Consider the following 26,196-nt stretch of genomic DNA (forward strand, 5'->3'; position numbering starts at 1 on the left):
GCGGCCTCTCACAGCTAGGTGGAGCAAGGTGGACTAAGTGCAGGACTAAGCGTAGTCGTACAAGCGGCCCGGCAGCCAGCTCCGTCACCCTCCCGAGTGGCCCCCTTCCTTCGGGCGAGTGACAGCGGCACGTCGTAGGCTGGGGGCGCACCGGGCGGCCGTACGCGCCCGGGACCACCCGGCCCGTGTCACGTGTCGGGCTGTTCGCGTTGCCCGCCCCCGCCCCCGCCACCCACCGGGATGGAAAGCTCCATGAGCCTGCACGGTCTGCTCGATGTCGTCGTGAAGGACGCGACCCTCGCCGAGGCGGTGAAGGCCGCCTCCGACGGGAACCGCCCGCACGTGGACCTGGTCGGCCCCGCCGCCGCCCGGCCCTTCGCCGTCGCCGCGCTCGCCCGCGACTCGGGGCGGCCGGTGCTCGCGGTGACCGCGACCGGGCGGGAGGCCGAGGACCTCGCCGCCGCGCTGCGGTCCCTGCTCGACCCGGACCGGGTCGTCGAGTACCCCTCCTGGGAGACGCTGCCGCACGAGCGGCTCTCCCCCCGCTCCGACACCGTCGGCCGCCGTCTCGCCGTACTGCGCCGCCTCGCGCACCCGAGGGACGACGACCCGGCGGCCGGACCGGTCAGCGTGGTCGTCGCACCCGTGCGCTCCGTGCTCCAGCCGCAGGTCAAGGGCCTCGGCGACCTGGAGCCCGTGGCGCTGCGCTCCGGCCAGACGGCCGACCTGAACGAGATCGTGGAGGGCCTGGCGGCCGCCGCGTACGCACGCGTGGAGCTGGTCGAGAAGCGCGGCGAGTTCGCCGTCCGCGGCGGCATCCTCGACGTCTTCCCGCCGACCGAGGAGCACCCGCTCCGCATCGAGTTCTGGGGCGACGACGTCGAGGAGATCCGCTACTTCAAGGTCGCCGACCAGCGGTCCCTCGAGGTCGCGGAGCACGGACTGTGGGCGCCGCCCTGCCGCGAGCTGCTGCTCACCGACTCCGTACGGGAGCGGGCGGCGGCCCTCGCCGAGGAGCACCCGGAGCTCGGCGAGCTGCTCGGGAAGATCGCGGAGGGCATCGCCGTCGAGGGCATGGAGTCCCTCGCGCCGGTCCTCGTCGACGACATGGAGCTGCTGCTCGACGTGCTGCCGAAGGGCGCGATGGCGGTGGTCTGCGACCCGGAGCGGGTGCGGACCCGGGCCTCGGACCTCGTCGCCACGAGCCAGGAGTTCCTCCAGGCCTCGTGGGCGGCCACGGCCGGTGGCGGCGAGGCCCCGATCGACGTGGGCGCGGCCTCCCTGTGGGGGATCGCGGACGTCCGGGACCGGGCGCGTGAGCTGGGCATGGCCTGGTGGTCGGTGTCGCCGTTCGCGGCGGACGCCACCGCCGACGACTCCGGCGCGGACACCCTCACCCTCGGGATGCGCGCCCCCGAGTCGTACCGGGGCGACACGGCCCGCGCGCTCGCCGACACCAAGGGGTGGCTGGCCGAGGGCTGGCGCACGGTCTACGTGACGGAGGCCCACGGCCCCGCCTCCCGTACGGTCGAGGTGCTCGGCGGCGAGGGCATCGCCGCCCGGCTCGACGCGGACCTCGCCGAGATCACCCCGTCGGTCGTGCACGTCGCCTGCGGCTCCATCGACTACGGCTTCGTCGACGCGGCGCTGAAGCTCGCCGTGCTGACCGAGACCGACCTGTCCGGCCAGAAGGCGGCCGGCAAGGACGGCCAGCGGATGCCGGCCAAGCGCCGGAAGACGATCGACCCGCTGACCCTGGAGGTCGGCGACTACATCGTGCACGAGCAGCACGGTGTCGGCCGGTACGTGGAGATGGTCCAGCGGACCGTGCAGGGCGCCACCCGCGAGTACCTCCTCGTCGAGTACGCCCCCGCCAAGCGCGGCCAGCCCGGCGACCGGCTGTACATCCCGACCGACCAGCTGGAGCAGGTCACCAAGTACGTGGGCGGCGAGGCGCCGACCCTGCACCGGCTCGGCGGCGCGGACTGGACGAAGACGAAGGCGCGCGCGAAGAAGGCCGTCAAGGAGATCGCGGCCGACCTGATCAAGCTGTACTCGGCGCGGATGGCGGCCCCCGGCCACGCCTTCGGCCCGGACACCCCGTGGCAGCGGGAGCTGGAGGACGCCTTCCCGTACGTGGAGACGCCCGACCAGCTCTCCACGATCGCCGAGGTGAAGGAGGACATGGAGAAGACGGTTCCCATGGACCGTCTGATCTGCGGCGACGTCGGGTACGGCAAGACGGAGATCGCGGTGCGGGCGGCCTTCAAGGCGGTCCAGGACGGCAAGCAGGTCGCGGTCCTCGTCCCGACGACACTCCTCGTGCAGCAGCACTTCGGGACGTTCAGCGAGCGCTATTCGCAGTTCCCCGTGAAGGTGCGGGCGCTGTCCCGCTTCCAGACCGACACCGAGTCCAAGGCGACCCTGGAGGGGCTGCGCGACGGCTCCGTCGACATCGTCATCGGCACCCACCGCCTCTTCTCCTCCGAGACCAGGTTCAAGGACCTGGGCCTGGTCATCGTCGACGAGGAGCAGCGGTTCGGCGTCGAGCACAAGGAGCAGCTGAAGAAGCTCCGTGCCAACGTCGACGTCCTCACCATGTCGGCCACCCCCATCCCCCGTACGCTCGAGATGGCGGTCACCGGCATCCGCGAGATGTCGACGATCACCACCCCGCCGGAGGAGCGCCACCCGGTCCTCACCTTCGTCGGACCGTACGAGGAGAAGCAGATCGGCGCCGCGATCCGGCGTGAACTCCTGCGCGAGGGACAGGTCTTCTACATCCACAACCGGGTCGACTCGATCGACCGGGCGGCGGCCAGGCTGCGGGAGATCGTGCCGGAGGCGCGGATCGCGACGGCCCACGGCCAGATGGGCGAGAGCGCCCTGGAGCAGGTCGTCGTCGACTTCTGGGAGAAGAGGTTCGACGTCCTCGTCTCCACGACCATCGTCGAGTCCGGCATCGACATCTCCAACGCCAACACCCTCATCGTCGAGCGCGGCGACAACTTCGGTCTCTCGCAGCTCCACCAGCTGCGCGGCCGGGTCGGCCGTGGCCGCGAGCGGGGATACGCGTACTTCCTGTACCCGCCGGAGAAGCCGCTGACGGAGACCGCGCACGAGCGGCTCGCCACGATCGCCCAGCACACCGAGATGGGCGCCGGCATGTACGTGGCGATGAAGGACCTGGAGATCCGCGGCGCGGGCAACCTGCTCGGCGGCGAGCAGTCCGGGCACATCGCGGGCGTCGGCTTCGACCTGTACGTCCGGATGGTCGGCGAGGCGGTCGCGGACTACCGGGCGCAGATGGAGGGCGGCGCCGAGGAGGAGGCGCCCCTGGAGGTCAAGATCGAGCTGCCGGTCGACGCCCACATGCCGCACGACTACGCGCCCGGCGAGCGGCTCCGCCTCCAGGCCTACCGCTCGATCGCCTCGGCGAACTCGGAGGAGGACATCAGGGCCGTACGGGAAGAGCTCACCGACCGGTACGGCAAGCTGCCGGAGCCGGTCGAGAACCTCCTCCTCGTGGCGGGTCTGCGGATGCTGGCCCGCGCGTGCGGGGTCGGCGAGATCGTCCTCCAGGGCCCCAACATCCGCTTCGCCCCGGTGGAGTTGCGCGAGTCGCAGGAGCTGCGCCTGAAGCGGCTCTACCCGCGCACGGTCATCAAGCCGACGGTGCACCAGATCCTGGTGCCGCGCCCGACGAGCGGCAAGATCGGCGGCAAGCCCGTGGTCGGCCGCGAACTGCTCGCGTGGACCGGGGAGTTCCTGACGACGATCCTGGGGTCGTGAGGCCGCCGGGTCGGTAGCCGCCGGGTCGCGAGGTCGCCGGGTCGTGAGGTCGCCGGGTCGCGACCGGTTCTCGGACCGTTCGCGACCCGGGGCCGGTTCTCGGACCGTTCGCGTCCCGGCGTCGGTTCTCCGGGCCGGTCGGAGCCGGCTCAGATCAGAGCTGGTCCAGGTCCAGCGCCTCCGCCATCGCGCGGTAGCCCGCGTCGTTCGGGTGGAGGCCGTCGCCCGAGTCGTACGCGGGGAGGATGCGGTCCGGGTCCGCCGGGTCGGCGACCGCGCGGTCGAGGTCGACTACCGCGTCGTACGCGCCCGAGGTGCGGATCCAGTGGTTGACGGCGTCCCGCTTGGCCTCGTTGGCCGGGGACGCGTAGAAGGAGCCCTTCACCGGGGTGAGGGTCGCGCCGATGACTTTCAGGCCCTTCGCGTGGGCCTGGCGGATGAGGGTGCGGTGGCCCTTGATCAGTTCGGCCGCCGAGACCTCGGGGGTGGGGGCGGCGGGGAACGTCACCGTGCTGCCGCCGATGTCGTTGATGCCTTCGAGGATGATCACCGTACGGACACCGGGCTCGTTCAGGACGTCCTCGCGGAAGCGGGTCAAGGCCTTCTCGCCCGCCCACGTGGTGTCGTTGACGACCTGGTTGCCGGCGATCCCGTGGTTGAGGACCGCGCGCGGACGGCCGGCCGCGGCCAGGCGCTCGGCGAGTTCGTCCGGGTAGCGGTTGTCCGCGTCCGTCGTGGCGCCCGTGCCGTCGGTGATCGAGTCGCCGAAGGTGACGACGCCGTCGCGGCGGGCCGTCTCGCGGCCGCCGGTGACCTCGACGCCGGAGAGGAAGTACCAGGAGGTGCTGGTCTCGTCGAAGGCCGCGCCGGACACGTCGGCCCGGTGGTCGCCGTCGGCCCGGTAGCTGGTCGCCGAGGCGACGTGGTGGAAGGTGGCGGGGCCGGTCCCGCCCGCCAGGTAGAGGGTGACGGTCAGCGACTCGAAGGCCTTGACCGGGAACGCGGCGCCGTCGCTGAGGAGGGTGCCGCCGACCGGGATCGTCGTGGACGGGCGGCCGTCGAAGCGCAGGGTGCGGACCGAGCCGGGCCGCACCGCGCCGCCCTCGGCCGTGCGGGCGACGGTCGCGCCGGTGATGCGCAGGGGCGAGGTGCCGTAACGGTTGCTCAGCTCGATCCGGGCCCGGGAGCCGGAGGCCGTGACGCGGACGGACTGCCGCACGGTGTGGTTGTCGAAGCCCGCCGGCGACCAGTTGGGGGTGAAGGGAGCGGTCGCCGCCTGCGGCGACGCGGCCCAGGCGCCGCGCCAGGCGGACGCGGCCGAGGACACCGGCCCGGTGTGGCCGGCGGTGGCGAGGGCGGACGGTCCTAAGGCCAGGGCGGCCGTGGTGAGCAGGGCGACGGTGGTGCGACGCGCGGTGTTCGAAGATCTCATGTCGTCCGTCAATTGCCGACTGACACGGGCTATTCCCGCCGCCCCGGCTCGCCGCCCTCGGCTCCGGCCTGCTGCCCTCCGAGGACACCCTCGGCATCGGCAGGGTCTGACGCGACGAAGAGGTGCGGGGCCTACGAACCACCTGATTCGGAACCAAGAGGACAAAAGTCCCGCCGCCGTCGGGCCTAGGATTTCAGGGTGTTGACGCATCGAAGGACCCTGACCGCCTCGGCGCTCGCCGTCGCCGCACTCATAACCACCGCCTGCTCGCCCGGATCCGACGCCCCGGGCTCCGGCGGCGGCGGCGCCGGGAAGGCCGCCGCGCGCGGGACCGCCCTCGCCGCCGTGGACACGCTCACGGTCAAGGGCCGCGCCCCGAAGACCGGTTACGAGCGGGAGAAGTTCGGCCGCGCCTGGGTGGACGTCGACGGCAACGGCTGCGGCACCCGTGACGACATCCTCAAGCGCGACCTGACCGGCGTCCGGTTCACCGACGGCCACTGCAAGGTCGCCTCCGGCACCCTCACCGACGACCCGTACACCGGTACCACCGTCGGTTACGTCCGGGGCCGCAGCAAGGTCGACATCGACCACGTCGTCGCGCTCTCCGACGCCTGGCAGAAGGGCGCGCAGAAGTGGGACGCGGGGACCCGGCGCCGTTTCGCCAACGACCCGCTCAACCTGCTCGCCGTCGACTCGTCCACCAACCGCCGCAAGTCCGACGGCGACGCGGCGACCTGGCTGCCGCCGAACAAGGCGTACCGCTGCACGTACGTGGCCCGGCAGATCGCGGTGAAGAAGAAGTACGCGGTGTGGGTGACGGCCGGGGAGCGGGACGCGATGAAGCGGGTCCTCGCCAGCTGCCCGCAGCAGAGACTTCCGTAGCGGAGGGCCGGGGCCGGTGGAAAACCGGTGGGCCGAACGGAAAACGATCTTTATCCTGCCCGCATGGAACTGAACATATCGACCCTTGCCGAACGCCCCGAACTGGAAGGGCCGATGTGGGGCATGCGGGACCTCTGGCCCGAGTTCATGATGTACGACCCGGTGGGCTGGGCGAACATCGGCCGGATCGTGCGCGAGCTCCCGGAGTACGTCCTGGTCGCCACCGACGCCGGAGGCAAGGTCGTCGCCCGTGGCTTCAGCGTCCCCTTCCGCCTGGACGTGGACGGCCGCCGCGAACTGCCCGCCCGGGGCTGGGACGAGGTGCTGCTCTGGGCGTTCTCCGACCTGAAGCACGGCCGGGAGGCCGACACCGTCAGCGCCATCGAGATCACCGTCGACACGAGCGCCCTGGGGCAGGGCCTCTCGCACCGCATGCTGGCCGCCATGCGGGACAACGCCGCCCGGCGCGGGTTCTCCGAACTCGTCGCCCCGGTCCGCCCCAACGGCAAGCACCTGGAGGCCGGGGCCTCCATCCACGAGTACGCCTTCCGTACCCGCGAGGCCGACGGGCTGCCGCACGACGCGTGGCTCCGCGTCCACGTCCGCGCGGGCGGCGTCATCGAGGCGGTGGCCCCGGCCTCGATGACCGTGTCCGGCTCCGTCGAGCAGTGGCGGAAGTGGACCGGCCTCCCCTTCGACACCGACGGCCCGGTCGAGGTCGAGGGCGCGCTCGTCCCCGTCCACTGCGAGGCCACACGCGGCTACGCGGTCTACGTCGAGCCCAATGTGTGGGTCCGTCACCGCGTCTGACCCGCGCCGGGAGCACGCGCGGGAGGGCGGGGCCGCTCCCCCGTGGCGGCCCCGCCCTCTGCCGTGCCCCCCGGGTGATCAGCCCAGGTCCACGATGTCCTTCTTCGCCGGGATCTTCGCGTCGACCGGCTTGTCGTACCGGGAGAAGGTGACCGTCCCCGGCTCGTCGCCGCCGGTCGTGACGATCTTCAGGAGGTACGGGGTCCCCTCCGTGGCCACGTAGGCGGTGTTCGTCTCGCCACCGCCCGACTCCGTCAGCTTCAGCGCCTTCTGCTTGCCGACGGTGGTCTCCTCGCCCTTCACGGTGCCGGCCGCGCCCTGCTCGAAGTCGGCGAGCATCGCCTTCAGGTCACAGAGCGCCACCATGTCCTTGGTGTCGGGGTCGGACAGGGGCGACTTCGTCCAGCGGCCCTTGAGCTGCTTCAGCACCGCCTTCTGCGTCTCCGGCGTCTCACCCTTGAGCTCCTCGCGCAGGAGAGCCTCGTCGAGCCGGAGGTAGGCGTTCTTGTCGTCGGCCTTGATCAGTTCGGCCGTTCCCGTCGCGCCGACGGTCAGCGTGCCGACGCAGTTCCCCCGCGTGTCGAGCGAGAGGTAGGCCTTCAGCGGCTCGCCCTCGGACGTCACGTCCACGTCCACGGTCAGGGACTTCGCCGACTTCGTCGCCCCGATCGCCTTGTCGAGGATCTGCGGGCCGGTCAGCTCCCCGAAGGGGCCCTTCGCCTTCGCCTCGGCCTTCGGCTTCGTGTCCTCGCCGCCGGACGGTCCGCAGGCGGCGGCGCCGACGGCCACGGCGGCGCCCAGCAGCGCGGCGGCGGCGGTGCGGAGGGTCCGGGGGGTCAGGGGGAGGGTGTGGGCGCGCATGGTGGTGGTGTCTCCGAGGGATCCGGGAATCAGGTGCGGGGGAGTGCGGGGGATGCGGGTGGGGTGAGTGGTGCGGGGTGGGCGGGTGTGCCCGGTCAGCCGATCTTCAGCTCCCACTGCGAGGCGTTGTAGTCCCAGCCCGGGTTGACCTCGACGGTCAGGTTCCCGGCGTCCTTCGGGGCGTCGAAGACGAAGATCGCCGTGGCCTTCTTGCCGGGCAGGACGGTTCCCTCGAAGCCGGCGCCGGTCTTGCCGTCGAAGACCTGCTCGGCCGTGACGCTGTTCTTCCCGGCCCGCGCGCTCACGTTGGCGAGAGCGGTGTCGAACTTCTCCTTGCCGGCGTTCTCGATCACGACGGTCACCTGGTAGGCCTTGTTGCCCTTGGTGTGGCCGACCGCGTACTCACCGGGGGTGTACGGCTTCGGGTCCGAGACCGTGACCTGGAGGTCGTCGTCGTAGACCGAGGTGTCGCCGTCCGCCAGTGACGTGCCCTTCTCCGCGGCCGGGGCCTTGGAGGAGTCCGCGGGGGCCTTGGCCGACGGGTCCTTCGGGGCCGAGTCCTTGATGGCCTTGTCGATCTCGTCGACCGCGTCGCTGACGGCCGTGAACGTGATGACCATGCCGACGACCGAGAGGACCAGGGCCGCGAGGCCCAGGATCGCGCCGGTGAGCGTCACTCCCTTGTTGTTCGCCTCGCCCCGCTTCACACGGCCCTTGCCGACCAGGCCCAGGATCAGGGCGATCAGACCGAGGATGCCGGCCAGCCAGAAGAGGAGCGGGATCAGGCCGGAGAGCGTGCCGATGATGCCGAGGATCAGGGCCGCCGTGCCGAGCCCGTTGCGCATCGGGGTGAGCGGGGCCGCGGTGGGCGGGACCTGGGTGTCGTACGACATGGGTGTGTCCTCCCGGACAGAGACGATGTCTGGCGCGATGGGTCAATCACAGCAGAGGCTGTGAACCGAGTCAACACGGTGCATGAAAAACAGATCGACTCACGCTGTGAAGTGGTGCCGTGTGTGTTCGTCAGTAAGATCGGAGTCACACGAGGACGCGTCAGCGGGTGAGCCAGGGGAGTTGGGTCAGGTGCCGGAGAGCGCAGCAGGGCAGAGTGCCGCAGGTGGTTCCACCGGGGCCGGGCCGGGCGGTGCGGAGCCGGGCGGTGCGGAGCCGGGCGCGGCGGAGGTGACCGCCGCCGGGATCGCCCGGCTGGCCGGGGTCGGCCGGGCCGCCGTCAGCAACTGGCGCCGCCGCCATCCCGACTTCCCCAAGCCCGTGGGCGGTACGGAGACCAGTCCGTCCTTCGCCCTCGCCGAGGTCGAGCGGTGGCTCCGCGACCAGGGCAAGCTGGCCGAGGTCCCGCTCCGCGAGCGCGTCTGGCAGCAGATCGCGGGCCATCCGGCCGGCGCGGTCACCGCCCTCGTGCACGCGGGGTGCGCGCTCCTCCTCGTCAGGGACCGGACGGCGGCCTGGCCGTCCCTGGCCGAGCTTCCGGACGCGCGGTTCGTGGAGGTCCTGCCGGTCGCCCTGGAGGAGACGCTCACCGAGCGCCTCGGCCCGGAGCGGGCCGTCCTCACCCCCACCGCGGCCGCCCTGACGCCCTCCCTGCCGCTGCTGCGGGGAACCGCCGACCTCGCGGCGGAGACGGGTGTCCGCGAGACCTTCGAGTTCCTCCTCGGCCGGCACCTCGACGCCAACCCGCGCCAGTACACGCTGACTCCGCCCGGCCCGGCGGCCCTCATGGCGGCACTGGCCGGAGCCGGAGCCCCCACCGGAGCCGAAGGAACCGCCGCCGGCGAGGCCGTCGGCGCGGGCGGCGACGGAGCCGCGAGCGCGCCCGGTCCCGTCGACCCCCCCGCTCCCCTCACGGTCCTCGACCCCGCCTCCGGCACCGGTGGCCTGCTGAGCGCGGTCGGGCGGCCCGGCGCCGTCTGCGGACAGGACGCCGACCCCGACCTCGCCGCCCTGACCGCCCTGCGCCTGGCGCTCTCCACCGACTCCGACATCCGGGTCCGGTCCGGGGACAGCCTGCGCGCCGACGCCTTCCCGGCGCTCGCCGCCGACGTGGTCCTCTGCCACCCGCCGTTCAACGAGCGCAACTGGGGCCACGACGAACTGGCCTACGACCCGCGCTGGGAGTACGGCTTCCCGGCGCGCACCGAGTCCGAACTCGCCTGGGTCCAGCACGCCCTGGCACGGCTCCGCCCCGGCGGGACCGCCGTCCTCCTGATGCCGCCGGCCGCCGCGTCCCGCCGTTCGGGCCGCCGGATCCGGGCCGATCTGCTCCGCAGGGGCGCCCTGCGGGCGGTCGTCGCCCTGCCGGCCGGTGCCGCGCCCCCGTACGGCGTCCCGCTGCACCTGTGGGTGCTGCGCAGGCCGGTCCAGGGCGAGCGCCCCGCCGGCGAACTCCTCCTCGTCGACACCGCGTCCGAGCGCACCGGCCAGGGCAGGGAAGGGCAGGGCAGGGACGGGCAGGGCAGGGACGGCCAGGGCCGTGACCGGCTCGACTGGTCGGCCGTCCGCGCCGCCGTACTGGAGGCCTGGACGCCGTTCGACCGGGACGGGGCCGCGGCCGGGACGCAGGGCGCGAGCCGCTCCGTTCCCGTCATCGAGCTGCTGGACGACGATGTCGACCTGGCCCCGGCCCGGCACCTGCCGCCGCCCGCCGCCGCCGAGGGCGCGGCCCAGTTGGCGGGGGTGAGGGAGCGCCTGACGGAGACCCTGCGCCGTACGCGGGAGCTGACCCCGCCGCCGGTGACCGACCCGGAGGGCGGCGTCGGCGCCGGCCGGCCCACCACGACCGTCGGCGAACTGGCTCGCGCCGGGGCCCTGTCGCTGCGCGCGGGCGGCGCGGGCACCACCCCGGCCGACGCCCCGCTCGCCGTCCTCACCGACCACGACGTGCTCGCCGCGCAGCCGCCGTCGGGCTCGCTGCCCGACGGTCCGCCCGAGGAGCCGGTGCTCCTGGCCGCCGGTGACGTGGTCGTCCCGGTCCTGGGCGGCGGTGCGGCGGTCCGGGTCGTCGACGCGTCGGCCCAGGGTGCCGCGCTCGGCCGTAACCTCCAGCTCCTCCGGCCCGATCCGGCGGCCCTCGACCCCTGGTTCCTCGCGGGTTTCCTCCGGGCCACCGCCAACAACCGCCGGGCCAGCAGCTACGCCTCCACGGCGACCCGGCTGGACGTCCGCCGTCTCCAGATCCCGCGCCTCCCGCTGGCCGAGCAGCGCCGCTTCGGCGAGCGGTTCCGCGCCCTGGCCGCCTTCGAGGAGTCCTTGCGCCAGACCTCCCGCCTGGGCGACCAGCTGGTCCAGGGTCTCTACGACGGCCTCGCGGACGGCACGGTGGCGCCCTGACCCCAACCGGTCGATCCCTCGGGGTCACCGTCGGCCGCGCCCCCGGGTCCGCCCCGTCCGCCCCCCTCCGCCCCTCCTGCCCTCGCCCCTTCCACCGCTCCGTTGGACAACGGTTCCGGGTATCCCGGAACCGTTGTCCGAATCCGTGTATACGCTCGTGCTCCGACCCGTTCCGTCCGACGCAGGAGCAGCAGGATGTACGGCCCTCCGCAGGCCCCGCAGGTTCCGCAGCCGCCGAAGAGCCCCGCCTCCGGCGGGCTGATCGCGCTGCGGGTGCTCCTGTCCGCCCTCGCCCTGCTCAGCTGCGGTTTCCTCGGCTGGGCGCCGCTGCTTCGGCTCGCGGTCGTCACCCGGCGGACGCGGGACTGGGTGCTGTTCGGCCTGGTCTTCCTCGCCTCCGCGGGGCTCTTCGCGTACGCGGCGGCCACCGGCGACGAGGAGACCGGGACCGCGGAGTCCTTCATCGGGGTCGGCCTGATCCTGCTCCTGGTGGCGGGCCCGATCACGTACTACCTGGTCGCGGAGATCCGTCACTTCGAGCGGCTGCGCACGCTGCCGCCGCAGCAGCCCCTCGGGTACGGGTACGCCACCGCCGTCACGACGCCCAGCGGGCTCCCGCCCCGGAATCCGTACGCCACCGAGCCCCCGGTGGTCCCGGGCCCCGGCGCTCCCCGGCTCGACCAGGTCCGCGCCGAGCTGGACGAGCTGAGCGACCTGCTGCGCAAGGAGCCCCGGGAAGGTGAAGGCGGCCGGTGAACGGGCGTGTCATCGGCGGGCGTTACGAGCTCGCCACCGTCATCGGCCAGGGCGGCATGGGCCAGGTGTGGACGGCGTACGACGGACGGCTCGACCGCCGGGTCGCGGTGAAACTGCTGCGTCCCGCGACCATGACCGGTCCGGCCACCGCCGCCGAGGAGCTGCGCCGCCGCTTCGTCCGGGAGTGCCGGGTGACCGCGCACGTCGACCACCCCGGTCTCGTCACCGTCCACGACGCGGGCAGCGACGGCGACGACCTGTATCTCGTCATGCAGCACGTGGAGGGCGCGGACCTCGCCGACCACCTCGCCGAGCACGAGCCGTACCCGTGGGAGTGGGCGGTCTGTGTGGCCGCGCAACTGTGCGCGGTGCTCGCCGCCGTCCACGCGGTGCCGATCGTGCACCGCGACCTCAAGCCGCGCAACGTGATGGTCCGCCCCGACGGCTCGATGGTCGTCCTCGACCTCGGCGTCGCCTCCGTCCTCGACACCGACACCACCCGCCTCACCCAGACCGGTTCGCCCATCGGCAGCCCGGCCTACATGGCGCCCGAGCAGGCCATGGGCGGTGCCGTCGGCCCGTCCACCGACCTGTACGCGCTCGGCGTGGTGCTCCACGAACTCCTCAGCGGCGACGTGCCGTTCTCCGGGTCCACGGCGCTCGGCGTCCTCCACCGGCACCTGTACGAGCCCCCCGTACCGCTCCGCCGGCAGCGGCCCGAGGTGCCCGAGGTCCTCGAAGCACTCGTCCTCCGGCTGCTCGCCAAGGACCCGCGCGAGCGGCCCTCGGACGCGCACGAGGTGTACGAGCACCTGCTGCCGCTGCTCCCCGCGCGCGGCGCCCCGTCGGGACCGATGGACCCGACGCGGCCGTTCCTCCGCCCGCACGCGCCCTGGCCCGACCGCCCGGCGGCTGCCGTACCGGCCGTCGCGCCGTCCTGGCCCGCGGCTCCCGCGGGTCCGGTCGCTCCGGCCGTTCCGGCGCAGGTTCCGCCCATGCCGCCCACCGCGCCCCGGACCGACCCGAGGGGGTCGTACCCGCCGGTCCCGTTGCCGGCCCCGTCCTCGCCCCCGGCCCGTCCCGACATCGCCGCCGCCGTCGACGAGGTCAAGCGGCTGCTCGCGGAGGGCTCGCTCACCCAGGCCGTGGACATCCTCGGCGGCATCCTGCCCGCCGCCGCGGCCGAGCACGGCGAACGGTCGCCCGTCGTCCGGATCCTGCGCAAGCAGTACGCGTCGACGCTGATGGACGACGGCCAGTACCGGCGCGCGCTGCCGGAGCTGCGCCGCCTCGCGGCGGACCGCGACGCGGAGGCGGGACCGGCGGATCCGCAGGCCCTGCAGTTCCGTCACGACATGGCGCTGTGCCTGGAGCAGCTGGGGGAGACGGCGGCGGCGCTCACGGAGTTCCGCGCGGTGCTGCCGTACTACGAGCGGGATCCGGCCCGCGCCTTCGACATCCGGCAGCGGATCGGGCTGCTCCTCGTGGCGACGGGCGAGCACCTGGCCGGTCAGGACCAGCTCCAGCGGCTGCTGTTCGACGCGGAGCGGGCGTACGGCCCGTACCACCCGCTCCCGGTGGAGCTGCGGCGCGTGCTCACCCACCAGCGCCAGCTCGGCCCGCGTCCCTGACGGAGTCGGCTCGCGTGCCTGACGGGCCCGGCGCTACGGCTCCCCGACGGGCTTCGGCTGCCCCTGGCCCGGGCCAGCCACGGAGGGCGAGGGCGTGGCCGGGGCCGGGGGCGGGGACGGGGTGGGCCGGACCGGGGGCTCGCTGGAGCCCGGCGGGCGGGCGGGCGGCGCCGGAGCCGGGGCCACCGGCCCGACGGACGCCAGGACGAGCAGGTACGCGGCGGCCACGGCGGCGGCCGCGCCGAGCGCGGCGAAGGCGGCCCCGCGGACCCGGCGCGTCCCCCAGCTCCGCCCCCGCGGCGGAGCGTCGCGCCGCAGGTCCCGGTGGGTCACGAGGGCGGCGCGGGCGGCGAACGCGGCGCGCAACCGCTCCTCCGTGGGGGTGTGGGGCGTTTCGGTACGCGGTCTCATCGGCCCGCCTCCAGCTTCTTCTCCAGGGCGTCGAGCGCGCGGCTCGCGGTGGACTTCACGGTGCCGCGCGAGAGCCCGAGTGTCTGCGCGATCTGCGCCTCGGTCAGCTCCGACCAGTAGCGGAGGACGAGGACCTCGCGCTGGCGCCGGGTCAGCAGCGCGAGCGCGTCGAGCACGTGCCGGTGTTCCTCGGCGAGGAGCAGCCCCTCGTCGACGGGCGCTTCCGCTCCCGGGTGCGGCGGCGTGTAGGCGCGCGCGGTGCGGCGCCTGCGCAGCACGGAGCGCGCCGCGTTGAGCACGGCGGTGTGCAGGTACGCGCCCGGGTCCTGGAGCCCGTGGAGGGAGGTGCCGTACGTCCGGCAGACGGCGGCGAACGCGTCCTGGACCACGTCCTCGGCGGTGTGCAGGTCGTCCACGAGGAAGAGCGCGAGCCGCACCATGTCGAGCCGCCGGGCCCGGTACAGCTCGGTGAGCGTGGGCGGCGGCTCGGGGACGTGGTCCCGGGCCTGGATCCGCCCTCGGTCGTACGGGGTGTCGAGCGCGCGCGGATGTCTCCCCCGTACCGGCGCGTGCCCGGTCCTGGACACACGGGCGAGCAGGCGGGCCGCTTGAACGGACCACCACGACGGCACGGTGGCGGGTATGGCGTACGACACTGCACGGTCCTCGATCCGTTGCGGGAGGGAAGGGGTGGCCGGGCCGGGCCCGCGCGGGCCCGGCCCGGCCACCCGCTCCGTGGCGCTACCGCCGGTGGTTACTTCCCGACACCGGTGCCGGGCGAGACCACCCGGGGCGCGTCCTCGGCCGGGGCGGGAGCCGGGGCGGGCGTGACGGCCGGCGCGGGCTTGGGCGCCGGCGTCTTCGGGGTGGCGACGGCGGGGGCCGGGGCGGGGGTGGGGACGGCCGAGGCCGGGGCGGCGACGGGCTCGGTCACGGGCTTGGGCGCCGGCGCCTTCGGGGTGACGACGGCCGGGGCCGGGGCCGGGGCGTCCGCCGGGGCCGCGTCCGGGGCCGCGACCTTCGGCGCGGCCGGGGCGGGCTTCGGACCGGAGTCGGCGATGGCCTGCGCGGCGAAACCGCCGCCGAGGAGCAGCGCGGCACCGGTCAGGACGACACCCAGGACCCGGGGACGGGCGCGGAGCTTCCGCTTGAGGTGACTGGACATGGGCTCTCCCGAGGAAGTGAAAAGGACGGACACGGTCTGAAGGGCGCCTTCACCCCACCAGACGTGCGTCACCCCCCGGGGTTGCGACCGCGGCCGGGAAACTTTCCACCGGGTCCTCGGCGCGTGGGGGACGGGGTCGCCTCGAACCGGCCGGCGGGCCCGCCCCGCAGTCGTCCGGCCGGACGCCTCCGCCCGTACGCGAGGAGCAGCAGGTCCTGGGCGGTGCCGGAGACCGGCGCCCGGGCGGACCGGTCGTGGACGTCGCGCAGGACCCGCCCGGCGGACCGGTCGTGGACACCGCCTAGGCTCCGGGGAGGTCGGGGGGTCCGGCCGGGTGGCGCCGCGTGCGGGGGACCGGGTGGAGTGGGAACTGGGGCTGGCCGGCCTCGCGGTCGGGCTGCTGATCGCTGTGGTGACCACCCCCGTCGGGGTGTCCGGGGCGGTGTTCCTGCTGCCGGTGCAGCTCAGTGTGTTCGCGGTGCCCAACCCGGCGGTCACCCCCACCAACCTGCTCTACAACGTGGTGGCCGGACCCGGAGCCCTCCTGCGCCACCGGCGCTCCGGAGCGCTGCGCGGCCCCCTCGTCCGCCTGATGGTGCTCGGCACCCTGCCGGGTGTCGTCGTCGGCGCGGTGGTCCGGGTCTTCGCCCTTCCCGGCCCGTACGTCTTCCGGCTGCTGGTCGCCGCCCTGATGCTGCCCCTGGGCGTCTGGCTGGTCGCCCGCACGCTGCGCCCCACCCCGAAGAGCGCCGCCCGCCCCGCGCCCCGGCCCCGGACGATCGCCGGGCTCGCCCTGGCCGTGGGAGTCGTGGGCGGGGTCTACGGCATCGGCGGCGGCTCGATCCTCGGCCCCGTCCTCGTCGGCCGCGGGCTCCCCGTCGCCCGGGTCGCCCCGGCCGCGCTCGCCTCCACCTTCGCGACCTCCCTGGTCGGCGCCTCCACCTACGCCCTGTTGTCCCTGGCGGAGACCGGCAGCATCGCGCCCGACTGGTTCCTGGGCCTGTCCTGCGGTCTGGGCGGCCTCATCGGCGGCTATCTCGGCGCCCGCCTCCAGCGGCACCTGCCGGAGACCCTCCTCCGTCTCCTCCTCGGCACCCTGGCGGCCGGGCTCGGCGCGGTGTACGCGGTGGGCGCGCTGCGCTGACCCGCGCGCGGGTACGGGGGCGGCGGCGGGAAGCCGGGACGGGGAGGCCGGTCCACGGGAGGGGCCGGGTGCGTTCCGGGCTAGAGCGAGGCCGTCGCCGTGTACTGGGCCGCGTACTCCTCCGTGGGCGGGGTCGTGGTGATGACGTCGACGAGCACGCCGTCGGGCGCGGCGAGGATGAAGTGCCGCTGGCCGAAGTCCTCCGTGCGGAGCGGGAGGAGCTCGGTGAGGCCGGCCTCGTCGATCAGGCGGCGGTGCTCCGCGTCGACGTCGGCGACCTCGAAGTTGAGCAGCAGGCCGCCCTGGGCGGGGGCGCGGTGGCCCTCGGGGAGGGTCGGGTGGGTGGGGTCGAGCAGCGCGAGCTCGTACTGCGGCGCGTCGGGGCGGTGCAGGCTCACGTACCAGTCGGACTCGAAGGTCGTGGCGAAGCCGAGGTGGCGGGTGTAGAAGTCCCGTGCGGAGGCGATGTCGCGGGTGCAGATCACCGGGTAGAAGCCGGTGAGTTCGCTGGTCATGGCATGACTCCTCGTCGTCGGCGGCGCGGTTCCGTGACGGTACGGGGTCGCCTCCGCCCGATTTCACATACCGAGGGTATGTGGGTTGGGCGGCTAGCATACCTCGGGTATGTGAAACAGGAAGGGTGGTGCGCGGCGGTGACGGACGAACGGGCGACGGGCGGTCGGGCGGAGCAGCGGGCCGCGACCCGGCGGGCGCTCCTCGCGGAGGGACGGCGACGCTTCGCCGAGGACGGCTACCACGGGGTGGTCCTCGCGGAGGTGGCCCGGGCCGTGGGAGTCACCAAGGGCGCGGCCTACCACCACTTCGACAGCAAGGCGGGGCTCTTCCGGGCCGTCGTCACCGAGGTCCAGGGGGAGTTGGGCGAGCGGGTCGCGGCGGCGGCGGAACGGGAGACCGATCCCTGGGAGCAGCTGCGCGCCGGATGCCGGGCCTTCCTGGCGGCCGGCGCCGACCCGGCCGTACGGCGGATCGTGCTGGTCGACGCGCCGACGGTGCTGGGGTGGGAGGAGTGGCGGGCCCTGGACGAGGAGTCCTCGGCCCGGCACCTGACGGAGGCCCTGGAAGGCCTGATGGAGACGGGGACCATCGCCCCCCGGCCGGTCGAACCGCTGACGCGCCTGCTGTCGGGCGCGATGAACGAGGCCGCGCTGTGGCTGGCGAGGAGCGGTACGCCGGAGGCCCTGGAGCTGACGGTGGACGCGCTGGACGGGCTGCTGGCGGGGATCAGGCGCGCGGGGACCTGAGGGCGCGCGGGGACCTGCTGGGGCGGGGGACCTGAGGGGGCGCGGGGGCCTGAGGGGGAGACGGCGGGGCGTGCGAGCATGCCCCCGTGTGTGAACCGGATGCCGTACGGACCCCCCGCCTCGACCTCGTGCCGCTCGCCGTCGCGCACGCCGACGAGATGGCCGGGGTCCTCGCCGACCCGGCCCTGCACGCCTTCATCGGCGGCGCCCCGCTCACCCCGCCCGAACTCCGGGCCCGTTACGAACGGTTGACCGCCGGCTCGCCGGACCCCGCGACGGTCTGGTGCAACTGGGTGGTACGGCTCCGGGCCGAGGACCGGCTCGCCGGCACCGTCCAGGCGACGGTCACGGAGGGCGGCCGGGTCGCGGAGGTCGCCTGGGTGATCGGCGTGGAGTGGCAGGGGCGCGGGCTCGCGGGTGAGGCGGCCGGGGCCTTGGTCGCCCTGCTGGCCGAGCGAGGCGTACGGACGGTCGTGGCCCACGTCCACCCGGCCCACCCGGCCTCACAGTCGGTGGCCCGCGCGGCCGGGCTCACCCCCACGGACCGGGTGCGGGACGGCGAGATCCGCTGGGAGAGGACGCTCCCCGGCCGGTGAGACGGGACCGGACCGGTCCCGGCGGCTCCGGGCGCCGAGCCCTGCGCGCAGGATCAGGGCCAGTGCCCCCGCCGCCCCGGCCGCGAGTCCCGCCCGGAGGCCCGGTGGGGTGAAGGCGCAGGAGATCTCGTTCCGGCCGTCCTCGACCGGGACCGCGAGCAGGCCGCCGTACGACTCCGGGTCCGGATCCGCCCCCGGATCCGCCGTGTTCGCGCACCGCCAGCCCTCGATCCCCGGGGCCGCCACGACCGCCGTGCCCCGCGTGCCGGGCGGCAGCGTGGCCGTCAGGCCCGTGGAGGTGACCTCGATCGACGTGGCCGCGCGGGCGCGGAGGGCCGTCACCGCCGACCGGAGGCGCTCCCGGTCCAGGCAGGCCACCTCGCCGGAGCCGGAGCCGGAGCCGGAGCCGGAGCGGGAGCCAGGGCCAGGGCCGGAGCCAGGGCCCGGCCCAGCGGCCGGCCCGGGCCCGGACCCGGACCCCGGCGTGCCCTCCGGCAGCCGGACCCTCGCCCCCGGCTCCGACTGGACGCCCAGCGACACCATCGCCGCCCGCCGCTTCGGCTGTCCGCCCAGGAGGTGGGTCTCGCGCGGGCCCAGACGGGCCGTGCCCGTCGCGTCCGGGGCCCAGAGGAAGACCTCCGTACCGACGCGGCACGCCCCGTCCGCCCCGGGAGCCTCGTACACCCGCGCGCCGAGGAGGAGTTCCTGGTTGCGGAAGGGGGACGGGCCGTACACCGGGGCCGTGCCCGGCGGACGTACCGTCACGAGCGGCAGCGACTCCGCGCGGACCACCCGGCCGTCCCGCCACCGCGCCCCCACCCCGAACACCGCGTCCGTCACCGGGTTGTCCAGGCTCAGCAGGTTCCGGCCCCGCGAGGTCCAGCCGCCGCCGAGCGCGGTCAGCGTCTCCGTCAGGACCGCCGGGGTGTGGCTGCTGTAGTAGGCGGCGCCCTGGCCGCCGAGGAGCAGCGGATCGTTGCCCGCGACCCGGGGCAGCCCGGGGTCCGTGCGGTACTCCGGCCAGCCGTCGGCCGCCGCGAGCGCCGCCGCCCGCCGCTCCTGCTCCGCGCCCCACGGCGGGTAGTCGTCGAGCCGGACGAGCCGCTCCCGGTCCGCGTACGCCGTCGTCGCCGCCGCCTGGCCGAGGAGGGTGCCGCCGGCCAGGAGCGCGGCGAGCACCCCGTACCGACCCCGCCGGGGCAGGAGCAGCGCGCCCGTCACCGCCACGAGGCCCGCGCCCGTGAGGAGCAGCGCCCAGGGGGTGAGGAAGGGGCTCGCGAGGGCCCCGGCCGTCAGGGCCAGGACGACCGCCGTACCGCCGAGCAGCGCCCGGCGGTCCGGGAGGCCGTGGGCGAAGCCCGTCCAGGCGGCCAGGACGAGGACGCCGGAGAGGACGAAGGTCTGCCGGTACGGGCTGCCGTTCGGCGTCGCGAACGCGTGCCACAGCAGGTGCGTCGGCCCCCACTGCATCGAGGCCGCGACCGCCACGCACAGGCCCGCCCACAGCCACCGCTCCCGTCCGGGGACATCCCGGCGGAACAGCAGCGCGCCCACGAGCAGCGGCACCGCCGTGCAGACGAAGGCCGCCGGGGTCGCGAAGCTGTACGTCACCGGGAGCAGCCGGGCCAGGACGTCCGTGGCGGGCGCCGGGTCGAACTCCCTGACCAGGCCCGGGTGGGCGTGGCGCGAGCCGAGGTAGACGGGGACGAGGACCGGGGCGGCGAGGGCGATCCCGGTGCCGGTGGTCACCGCCGCCCGCAGCACCGCGCGCGGGCGCGGGGAGTCGGTCACCGCCAGCCGTACGAGGAGGACGAGGGCCGCGCCCAGGGTCGCCATGTACGCCGTGTAGAAGTTGGCGACCCAGCAGACCGCCACCACCAGCGGGCCGAGGAGCGGCCGCCGGCCCTCCCGTACCCACTCGCCCACCAGGCAGAGCAGCGGGAAGGCGATCAGGCCGTCCAGCCACATCGGGTTGTACGTGCCCTCCGCGAGCGACCAGCCGCAGAGCGCGTACGAGGCGCCCAGGACCGACGCCCACCACCAGGCGCCGGGACCGAGGCGGCGCAGCAGGAAGGTCATGGCCGCCGCGGCGACCGCCGTCTTCAGGACGGTGATCGCGTACACGGCGTACTCGATGTCCCCGCGCGGGAAGAGGGCGACCAGCGGGGCGAAGGGGCTCGACAGGTAGGTGCCGTAGTCGGGGAGGAAGCCGGTGCCCCAGCCGGCCCGCCAGTCGAGGAGGAGACCGCCGTCCGCCCGGCCGCGCAGCAGGTCCCACAGGTGCGCGTGGAACGGCACGAACTGGTTCGCGAGGTCGTTGACGGCCCGGTGGCGCGGCCCGAAGGGGAAGACCCGGGCGACGGCGTCCCCGCCGCAGACGGCGACCGCGGTGAGCAGCGCGGCGAGGAGGGGGGAGCGGTGTGCGTTCTGCATGACGGGTCGAATATGCCTCGCCGGGGAGGGGAAATCCGGGCCCGGCGGCCCCGTTCACACAATGGTCGTCTCAAGGCCATCCGCGCGGACCGGCCGGGTCACCGCGCTCCGTTGTCGTGGACGGCGTGCTGCTCTCGATCGTCGTCCCGTGCTTCAACGAGGAGGACGTCCTCGCCCGTTTCCACGACCACGTGACCGAAGAACTGGCCAAGCTGGACGGCGAGTTCGAGATCGTCTACGTGGACGACGGAAGCCGGGACGGGACGCTCCCGCTCCTCCAGGAGCTCGCCGCGCGCGACTCCCGCCACGTCCGTTACGTCTCCTTCAGCCGCAACTTCGGCAAGGAGGCGGCGATGCTGGCCGGTCTCCGCAACGCCGCCGGCGACGCCGTCGTGATCATGGACGCCGACCTCCAGCATCCGCCCGAGCTGGTGCACCGCATGGTCGCGCTGCACGCCGAGGGGTACGACCAGGTCGTCGCCCGCCGGACCCGCGAGGGCGACCGCGTCACCCGGACCCTCACCGCCCGCCTCTACTACCGGGCGATCAACCGGTTCGTGGACGTCGAGCTCGTCGACGGCGTCGGGGACTTCCGCCTCCTGTCCCGTCGTACCGTCGACGCGGTCCTCGGCCTCGGCGAGTACAACCGTTTCTCCAAGGGCCTCTTCTCCTGGGTCGGTTTCCGCACCACGACGTTCTCCTACGAGAACGCCGTCCGCGAGCAGGGCCGCTCCAAGTGGACCTTCGGCAAGCTCCTCAACTACGGCCTCGACGGACTCCTCTCCTTCAACAACAAGCCGCTGCGGGCCGCCGTCCACCTCGGCTTCCTCCTCGTCCTCGTCGCCCTCGGCTACGCGGCCTGGATCGTCGTCGACGCCCTGGTCAACGGCGTCGACACCCCCGGATACGTCACCCTCCTCGTCGCCGTCACCGCCCTCGCCGGCGTGCAGATGGTGATGGTCGGACTGATCGGCGAGTACGTCGGGCGCATCTACTACGAGGTCAAGCGGCGCCCCCACTACCTGGTGAAGGAGACCCACGAGGGGACGTACGAGGGGACACGCGGAGGAACGTACGCGGAGATGCGCGAGGGGCCGGAGAGGCCCGAGACAGGCGTGCTGCGGGCCGACACCCGGCGTGCGGGTGAGTCGTTGTGGGAAACAGTCGCACCGAAGTAGTGGCTCCGGCCCCGGCGACTCCCTACCATCGATCACCGCAAGGTCGTTCAACTGACGCACGACCAGCCCGGGAGGCTCCTTTGCACCGCCGCACTGCGCTCACCGTCTCCGCCGCACTCCTCGCCGCGGCCCCGTTGCTCACCGCCTGCGGCAGTGACGCCCACCCAGGAGCGGCGGCCGTCGTCGGCGGCGAGCGGATCGACGTCTCCAGCCTGCAGGCACAGGTCGAGGACGTCCGCGCCGCACAGGAGCGCTCCCCGCAGGCCGCCCAGCTCGTCCAGGCCACCGGCGACCTCCCCCGTCGCAAGCTCAACGTCATGATCTTCGACCGGGTCGTCGACAAGGTCGCCGCGGACAACGGCGTCACCGTCTCCCGCGCCGAGCTCCAGCAGACGAGGACCGCCTTCGTCCGCGAGAGCGGCGGCGAGGACCGGCTCGCCACCGCCCTCCTCCAGGAGCAGGGCGTGGCCCCGGGCCAGATCGACGACGTCGTCCGCCGCAACGTCCTCATGAACAAGATCGCCGAGAAGCTGGGCGTCACGGACACCCCCGAGGGCCAGAAGAAGCTGACCGAGGTCTTCTCCGCCGCCTCCAAGGACCTCGCCATCGACGTGAACCCCCGCTACGGCTCCTGGGACGACGCCCAGGTCCGGCTCGGCGACACCACCGCGCCCTGGCTGCGGCAGGTCACACGGGACCCCGCCGCCGTCCCGGCCGGTGCCTGACGCGAGGTAGGTTCGAGGGGTGACATCTGAGAGCCCCGGCCGCATCGTCCTGCTCACCGCCAGCCACCGCGTGGCGCCCGGACTGCTGTCCTGGCCCGCCTGGCAGGCGCTGCACGGCGCGGACCGGGTGCTCTGCCCCGACGAGCACCACCCCCAACTGCCCTACCTGGCCGAGGCCGGGGTCGCCGTCGAGCACCTCCGGCCCACCGCAGAGGAGCTCGTCGAGGCCTGCGCCGGGGGCCGGACCGTGCTGCTGCTCCCCTCCGGCGAGGGCGACCGCGCGCTGACCGACGGCCTCGCCCGGCTCGCCGGCTCCGGCCGCCTCACCATGCCCGACCTGGAGCTGCTGCCCGGCTCGTACGACCTGCCCGGCGCCCGGCTCCTCGACCTCGTGCAGATCATGGACCGCATCCGGCGCGAGTGCCCGTGGTCCTCGCGGCAGACCCACGAGGCGCTCGTGAAGTACGGCGTCGAGGAGGCGTACGAACTCGTCGAGGCGATCGAGGACGGTGACCGGGACGCGCTGCGCGAGGAGCTCGGGGACGTCCTTCTGCAGGTCGTCTTCCACGCCCGGATCGCCGAGGAGGACCCGGAGGACCCGTTCTCCGTGGACGACGTCGCGGGGACCCTCGTCGAGAAGCTGATCCACCGCCACCCGCACGTCTTCGGGGACGCGACCGCCGAGACGCCCGAAGAGGTCAGGGCGCACTGGTCGCGGACCAAGGCGATCGAGAAGCGGCGGGAGTCCGTCACCGACGGCGTGCCGCTCGGCCAGCCGGGTCTCGCGCTCGCCGCGAAGCTGGGCGGCCGGGTCCGGGCGGAGGGGCTCGCCGTGCCCCTGCCGGCCGGTGAGGGCATCGGGTACGAGCTGCTCGGCCTCGCCGTACGGGCGGAGGCGGAGGGCGTGGACCCGGAGGCGGCGCTGCGCGCGGCGGCCCGGACGTACCGGGACGCGATCCGCTCGGCGGAGGGCGTGACGGTCTGACGGGGGCGCGTTCTCACCGCTCGGGCGGCGCGCGGGCGGGGACGCGCGGTCACCGCTCGCGCGGCGCGCGGGCCCCCGGGTTGTGCCAGAGCGGGGCGGGCGGGCCCAGGAGGCGTTCGGCCGCGGTGTTCGGGCGGACGGTGAAGCGGCCCACGGGCTGCAGGGTGTCGTGGAGGATCCGGTCCGGATCGGTGCCGAGCTCCACCAGCGCCTCGGTGACCTCCGTCAGGAAGCCGGGCGGGCCGGCGAGGTACACGTCGTGCGAGGCCCAGTGGACGCAGGCCCGCAGCGCCTGCAGGAGCCGCTCGGTCGCCTGGTCCCTGCGATGCCCGGGCGCGGACGTGATGTAGGTGACGCTCAGGCCCGGGATCCGTTCCCTCAGCGCCTCGGCGTCCCGCCGCCCGTACAGGTACTCCTTCGCGCGCGCCACGACGAACAGCCGGCCCGTCAGCTCCGGCTCGGCCTCCGCCGCCTCCGTGAGGAGGGCCCGCACCGGGGCCCATCCCGTGCCCGCGCAGACATAGGTACGGAGTCCGCCCGGCTCCGTGCGCGCGGTGAGGGCGCCGCCGGGGGCGCTGAGCCGCAGGGTCTCGCCCGGTCCCGTCTCCTCGACGAGCGCCGTGCTCATCGCCCCGCCCGGGATCCGGCTCACGTGCAGCTCGACCGTGCCGTCCGGGCGGGGCGCGTCGGCGAGGGAGTAGGTGCGCCAGACGCGGGGGACGCGCAGCGAGCTGACGCTGACGTACTGGCCAGGGAGGAAATGGAAGGGCTGCCGGGGCCGCAGGGTGAGGACGGCCAGGTCCCCGCCGAACCTCTCGTGGCGGACGACGTCCGCGTCCCACCAGGCCGGCTCCCCGGCCCCGGAGGCCTCCTCGGCGCCCGCCAGCATCAGATCGGCGACGTGCCCGTACGCCTTGGTCCAGGCCTTCTCCGCCTCCAGGTTCCAGGCGGAGCCGGAGGCGTGCGCGAAGGCGGCGAGCAGGCTCGCCCCCACGGCCGCGTACAGCGCGGGGGAGGCGAGGAACTTGCGGTGGTCGCGGCCCAGCTGCCCCAGGTAGACGGCGAGCCCCGGATCCTCCAGATGGGTCACCACGTGCGTGAGCGCGGCGAAGAGCCGGTCCCGCTGGGGCCGCAGGTCCTCGGGGAACAGCTCGCGCACGGCCGGGTTGTTCCAGAAGAGATGCGAGTAGAAGAAGGTGACGGCGTGTTCGGCCCGCCTCTCGACGACCGCGAACGTGCTTCTGAGCATCTGAGGATCCACCGGCAAGAATCTAGGGCACCACCCCGCTCCGTGATCACAGGATCTCCACACACCTCACCTTCGAAGTGGCCTCCGGACCGCCCTGTACGGTCGGGGGGTGAGCACAGCCCCCGGCACCGGCCCCGCCCCGGACCCCCTTCCCGACCCCGTCCCGGACGCCGGTCCCTCCTCCGTCCCGGACGCCGCCCCTTCGCCCGCTCCTCCGCTCTTCACCTGGGAGTTCGCCACTGATCCGTACCCCGCGTACGCGTGGCTGCGGGAGCACGCGCCGGTGCACCGGACGACGCTGCCGAGCGGGGTCGAGGCCTGGCTCGTGACGCGGTACGCGGACGCCCGGCAGGCCCTCGCCGACCAACGGCTCTCCAAGAACCCGGCGCACCACGACGAGTCCCCGCACGCCAGGGGCAAGACGGGCATCCCGGGCGAGCGCAAGGCCGAGCTGATGACGCATCTGCTCAACATCGACCCGCCCGACCACACCCGGCTGCGGCGGCTCGTGTCGAAGGCCTTCACCCCGCGCCGGGTCGCCGAGTTCACCCCGCGCGTGCAGGAGCTGACCGACCGGCTCATCGACGCGTTCGTGGAGAAGGGGAGCGCCGACCTCATCCACGAGTTCGCCTTCCCGCTGCCCATCTACGCCATCTGCGACCTGCTCGGCGTCCCCGAGGAGGACCAGGACGACTTCCGCGACTGGGCCGGGATGATGATCCGGCACGGCGGGGGGCCGCGCGGCGGGGTCGCCCGGTCGGTCAAGAAGATGCGCGGCTACCTCGCCGAGCTGATCCACCGCAAGCGCGAGGAACCCGGGGACGACCTCATCTCGGGGCTCATCAAGGCCTCCGACCACGGCGAGCACCTCACCGAGAACGAGGCCGCCGCCATGGCCTTCATCCTGCTCTTCGCGGGCTTCGAGACGACCGTCAACCTCATCGGCAACGGCATGTACCAGCTGCTGCGCCACCCCGGACAGCGCGAGCTGCTGCAGGGCTCGATCGCGGCGGGGGAGACCGGGCTCCTGGAGACCGGGATCGAGGAGCTGCTGCGGTACGACGGGCCCGTGGAGATGGCCACCTGGCGGTACGCCACGCAGCCGTTGACCATCGGCGGGCAGGAGATCCCGGCGGGGGACCCGGTGCTCGTGGTGCTCGCCGCCGCCGACCGGGACCCGGAGCGGTTCGACGGGCCGGACACCCTCGAGCTCGCGCGGCGCGACAACCAGCACCTCGGGTACGGGCACGGCATCCACTACTGCCTGGGCGCACCGCTCGCCCGCCTGGAGGGGCAGACCGCGCTCGCCACCCTGCTGACTCGCCTGCCGGACCTGCGACTTGCCGCCGATCCGGCCGAACTGCGCTGGCGTGGCGGGCTCATCATGCGGGGATTGCGCACGCTTCCGGTGGAGTTCTCCCCTTCCGTACGGGTCCACTGAACTGACGTGGCGTCAGAACTGTGATCTTCGCGTGATCGCGGGTCCATCGACTTGTGATGAGTGTTCGAATGCGGCTACGTTTCGCCGCAGTC

22 protein-coding genes are annotated in these 26,196 nt (G+C 74.1%); 13 read left to right on the plus strand and 9 right to left on the minus strand.

The window, feature by feature from the left end:
- Positions 1–252: 252 nt before the first annotated feature.
- Positions 253–3,792: a transcription-repair coupling factor gene (gene mfd / locus ACRRSS_RS03135; RefSeq protein WP_435969686.1), complete on the plus strand. Its 3,540-nt coding sequence runs from the start codon at positions 253–255 to the stop codon at positions 3,790–3,792.
- Positions 3,793–3,946: 154 nt separating this feature from the next.
- Here mfd and ACRRSS_RS03140 read toward each other — a convergent pair whose 3' ends face one another.
- A complete protein-coding gene (locus ACRRSS_RS03140; protein ID WP_435969687.1) occupies positions 3,947–5,224 on the minus strand; it encodes an SGNH/GDSL hydrolase family protein in 1,278 nt (425 codons plus the stop codon).
- Between the two features lie 198 nt (positions 5,225–5,422).
- Here ACRRSS_RS03140 and ACRRSS_RS03145 point away from each other — a divergent pair, with 198 nt between their 5' ends.
- Both ACRRSS_RS03145 and ACRRSS_RS03150 read left to right on the plus strand, forming a co-directional pair.
- Positions 5,423–6,109, plus strand: a complete 687-nt coding sequence (locus ACRRSS_RS03145) for an HNH endonuclease family protein (RefSeq protein ID WP_435969688.1) — start codon at positions 5,423–5,425, stop codon at positions 6,107–6,109.
- A gap of 63 nt (positions 6,110–6,172) precedes the next feature.
- The gene (locus tag ACRRSS_RS03150) at positions 6,173–6,919 is read left to right on the plus strand and encodes an N-acetyltransferase (protein ID WP_435969689.1); all 747 of its coding nucleotides are present in this window, start codon (positions 6,173–6,175) and stop codon (positions 6,917–6,919) included.
- Positions 6,920–6,997: 78 nt separating this feature from the next.
- Here ACRRSS_RS03150 and ACRRSS_RS03155 read toward each other — a convergent pair whose 3' ends face one another.
- Entirely contained in the window at positions 6,998–7,780 is a 783-nt protein-coding gene (locus tag ACRRSS_RS03155; protein ID WP_435969690.1) for a hypothetical protein, read from the minus strand.
- A 95-nt stretch (positions 7,781–7,875) separates the two neighbouring features.
- On the minus strand, positions 7,876–8,673 hold the full coding sequence (locus tag ACRRSS_RS03160; RefSeq protein ID WP_435969691.1) for a DUF4352 domain-containing protein: 798 nt from the start codon (positions 8,671–8,673) through the stop codon (positions 7,876–7,878).
- Positions 8,674–8,962: 289 nt separating this feature from the next.
- Here ACRRSS_RS03160 and ACRRSS_RS03165 point away from each other — a divergent pair, with 289 nt between their 5' ends.
- From ACRRSS_RS03165 to ACRRSS_RS03175, 3 genes are all read left to right on the plus strand, one after another.
- A complete protein-coding gene (locus ACRRSS_RS03165; RefSeq protein ID WP_435975237.1) occupies positions 8,963–11,128 on the plus strand; it encodes an N-6 DNA methylase in 2,166 nt (721 codons plus the stop codon).
- Between the two features lie 195 nt (positions 11,129–11,323).
- Positions 11,324–11,884 carry a hypothetical protein gene (locus ACRRSS_RS03170; RefSeq protein WP_435969692.1) on the plus strand — a complete coding sequence of 187 codons (561 nt, stop codon included), beginning with the start codon at positions 11,324–11,326 and terminating at the stop codon, positions 11,882–11,884.
- Complete coding sequence (locus tag ACRRSS_RS03175; protein WP_435969693.1) at positions 11,881–13,515, plus strand: protein kinase domain-containing protein; 1,635 nt, start codon at positions 11,881–11,883, stop codon at positions 13,513–13,515. The genes ACRRSS_RS03170 and ACRRSS_RS03175 overlap by 4 nt, the downstream gene beginning before the upstream one ends.
- A gap of 33 nt (positions 13,516–13,548) precedes the next feature.
- Here the strand turns inward: ACRRSS_RS03175 and ACRRSS_RS03180 are convergent, their stop codons facing one another.
- The 3 genes from ACRRSS_RS03180 to ACRRSS_RS03190 form a co-directional block, all read right to left on the minus strand.
- A complete protein-coding gene (locus tag ACRRSS_RS03180; protein ID WP_435969694.1) occupies positions 13,549–13,926 on the minus strand; it encodes a hypothetical protein in 378 nt (125 codons plus the stop codon).
- Positions 13,923–14,582 carry an RNA polymerase sigma factor gene (locus ACRRSS_RS03185; RefSeq protein ID WP_435969695.1) on the minus strand — a complete coding sequence of 220 codons (660 nt, stop codon included), beginning with the start codon at positions 14,580–14,582 and terminating at the stop codon, positions 13,923–13,925. The genes ACRRSS_RS03180 and ACRRSS_RS03185 overlap by 4 nt, the downstream gene beginning before the upstream one ends.
- A gap of 98 nt (positions 14,583–14,680) precedes the next feature.
- On the minus strand, positions 14,681–15,091 hold the full coding sequence (locus ACRRSS_RS03190; RefSeq protein WP_435969696.1) for a hypothetical protein: 411 nt from the start codon (positions 15,089–15,091) through the stop codon (positions 14,681–14,683).
- Positions 15,092–15,449: 358 nt separating this feature from the next.
- On the opposite strand from ACRRSS_RS03190, the gene ACRRSS_RS03195 reads away from it, so the two are divergent.
- Positions 15,450–16,235 carry a TSUP family transporter gene (locus ACRRSS_RS03195; RefSeq protein ID WP_435969697.1) on the plus strand — a complete coding sequence of 262 codons (786 nt, stop codon included), beginning with the start codon at positions 15,450–15,452 and terminating at the stop codon, positions 16,233–16,235.
- Positions 16,236–16,315: 80 nt separating this feature from the next.
- Here the strand turns inward: ACRRSS_RS03195 and ACRRSS_RS03200 are convergent, their stop codons facing one another.
- Positions 16,316–16,750, minus strand: coding sequence for a VOC family protein (locus ACRRSS_RS03200; RefSeq protein WP_435969698.1), 435 nt, complete (start codon positions 16,748–16,750; stop codon positions 16,316–16,318).
- Positions 16,751–16,861: 111 nt separating this feature from the next.
- Here ACRRSS_RS03200 and ACRRSS_RS03205 point away from each other — a divergent pair, with 111 nt between their 5' ends.
- Together ACRRSS_RS03205 and ACRRSS_RS03210 are read left to right on the plus strand one after the other, a co-directional pair.
- Positions 16,862–17,497: a TetR/AcrR family transcriptional regulator gene (locus ACRRSS_RS03205; protein ID WP_435969699.1), complete on the plus strand. Its 636-nt coding sequence runs from the start codon at positions 16,862–16,864 to the stop codon at positions 17,495–17,497.
- Positions 17,498–17,583: 86 nt separating this feature from the next.
- On the plus strand, positions 17,584–18,093 hold the full coding sequence (locus ACRRSS_RS03210) for a GNAT family N-acetyltransferase (protein WP_435969700.1): 510 nt from the start codon (positions 17,584–17,586) through the stop codon (positions 18,091–18,093).
- Here ACRRSS_RS03210 and ACRRSS_RS03215 read toward each other — a convergent pair.
- Positions 18,001–20,526 carry a YfhO family protein gene (locus ACRRSS_RS03215; protein WP_435969701.1) on the minus strand — a complete coding sequence of 842 codons (2,526 nt, stop codon included), beginning with the start codon at positions 20,524–20,526 and terminating at the stop codon, positions 18,001–18,003. The two genes, ACRRSS_RS03210 and ACRRSS_RS03215, sit on opposite strands and share 93 nt — an antisense overlap.
- Positions 20,527–20,651: 125 nt before the next feature.
- On the opposite strand from ACRRSS_RS03215, the gene ACRRSS_RS03220 reads away from it, so the two are divergent.
- The 3 genes from ACRRSS_RS03220 to ACRRSS_RS03230 all read left to right on the plus strand — a co-directional run bounded on the left by ACRRSS_RS03220 (position 20,652) and on the right by ACRRSS_RS03230 (position 23,414).
- On the plus strand, positions 20,652–21,704 hold the full coding sequence (locus ACRRSS_RS03220; RefSeq protein WP_435969702.1) for a glycosyltransferase family 2 protein: 1,053 nt from the start codon (positions 20,652–20,654) through the stop codon (positions 21,702–21,704).
- Positions 21,705–21,784: 80 nt separating this feature from the next.
- Positions 21,785–22,429: a SurA N-terminal domain-containing protein gene (locus tag ACRRSS_RS03225; RefSeq protein ID WP_435969703.1), complete on the plus strand. Its 645-nt coding sequence runs from the start codon at positions 21,785–21,787 to the stop codon at positions 22,427–22,429.
- Positions 22,430–22,448: 19 nt separating this feature from the next.
- The gene (locus ACRRSS_RS03230) at positions 22,449–23,414 is read left to right on the plus strand and encodes a nucleoside triphosphate pyrophosphohydrolase (RefSeq protein WP_435969704.1); all 966 of its coding nucleotides are present in this window, start codon (positions 22,449–22,451) and stop codon (positions 23,412–23,414) included.
- Between the two features lie 49 nt (positions 23,415–23,463).
- Here ACRRSS_RS03230 and ACRRSS_RS03235 read toward each other — a convergent pair whose 3' ends face one another.
- Positions 23,464–24,663, minus strand: a complete 1,200-nt coding sequence (locus ACRRSS_RS03235) for a globin domain-containing protein (RefSeq protein WP_435969705.1) — start codon at positions 24,661–24,663, stop codon at positions 23,464–23,466.
- Positions 24,664–24,772: 109 nt separating this feature from the next.
- Between ACRRSS_RS03235 and ACRRSS_RS03240 the strand changes: the two genes are divergently transcribed.
- Positions 24,773–26,104 (plus strand): cytochrome P450 family protein, encoded by a 1,332-nt coding sequence (locus ACRRSS_RS03240; protein ID WP_435969706.1) that lies wholly within the window; start codon positions 24,773–24,775, stop codon positions 26,102–26,104.
- Positions 26,105–26,196: the final 92 nt, after the last annotated feature.

Origin of the sequence: Streptomyces sp. Qhu_M48 (assembly GCF_051305195.1) — a bacterium.
Lineage (GTDB): Bacteria > Actinomycetota > Actinomycetes > Streptomycetales > Streptomycetaceae > Streptomyces.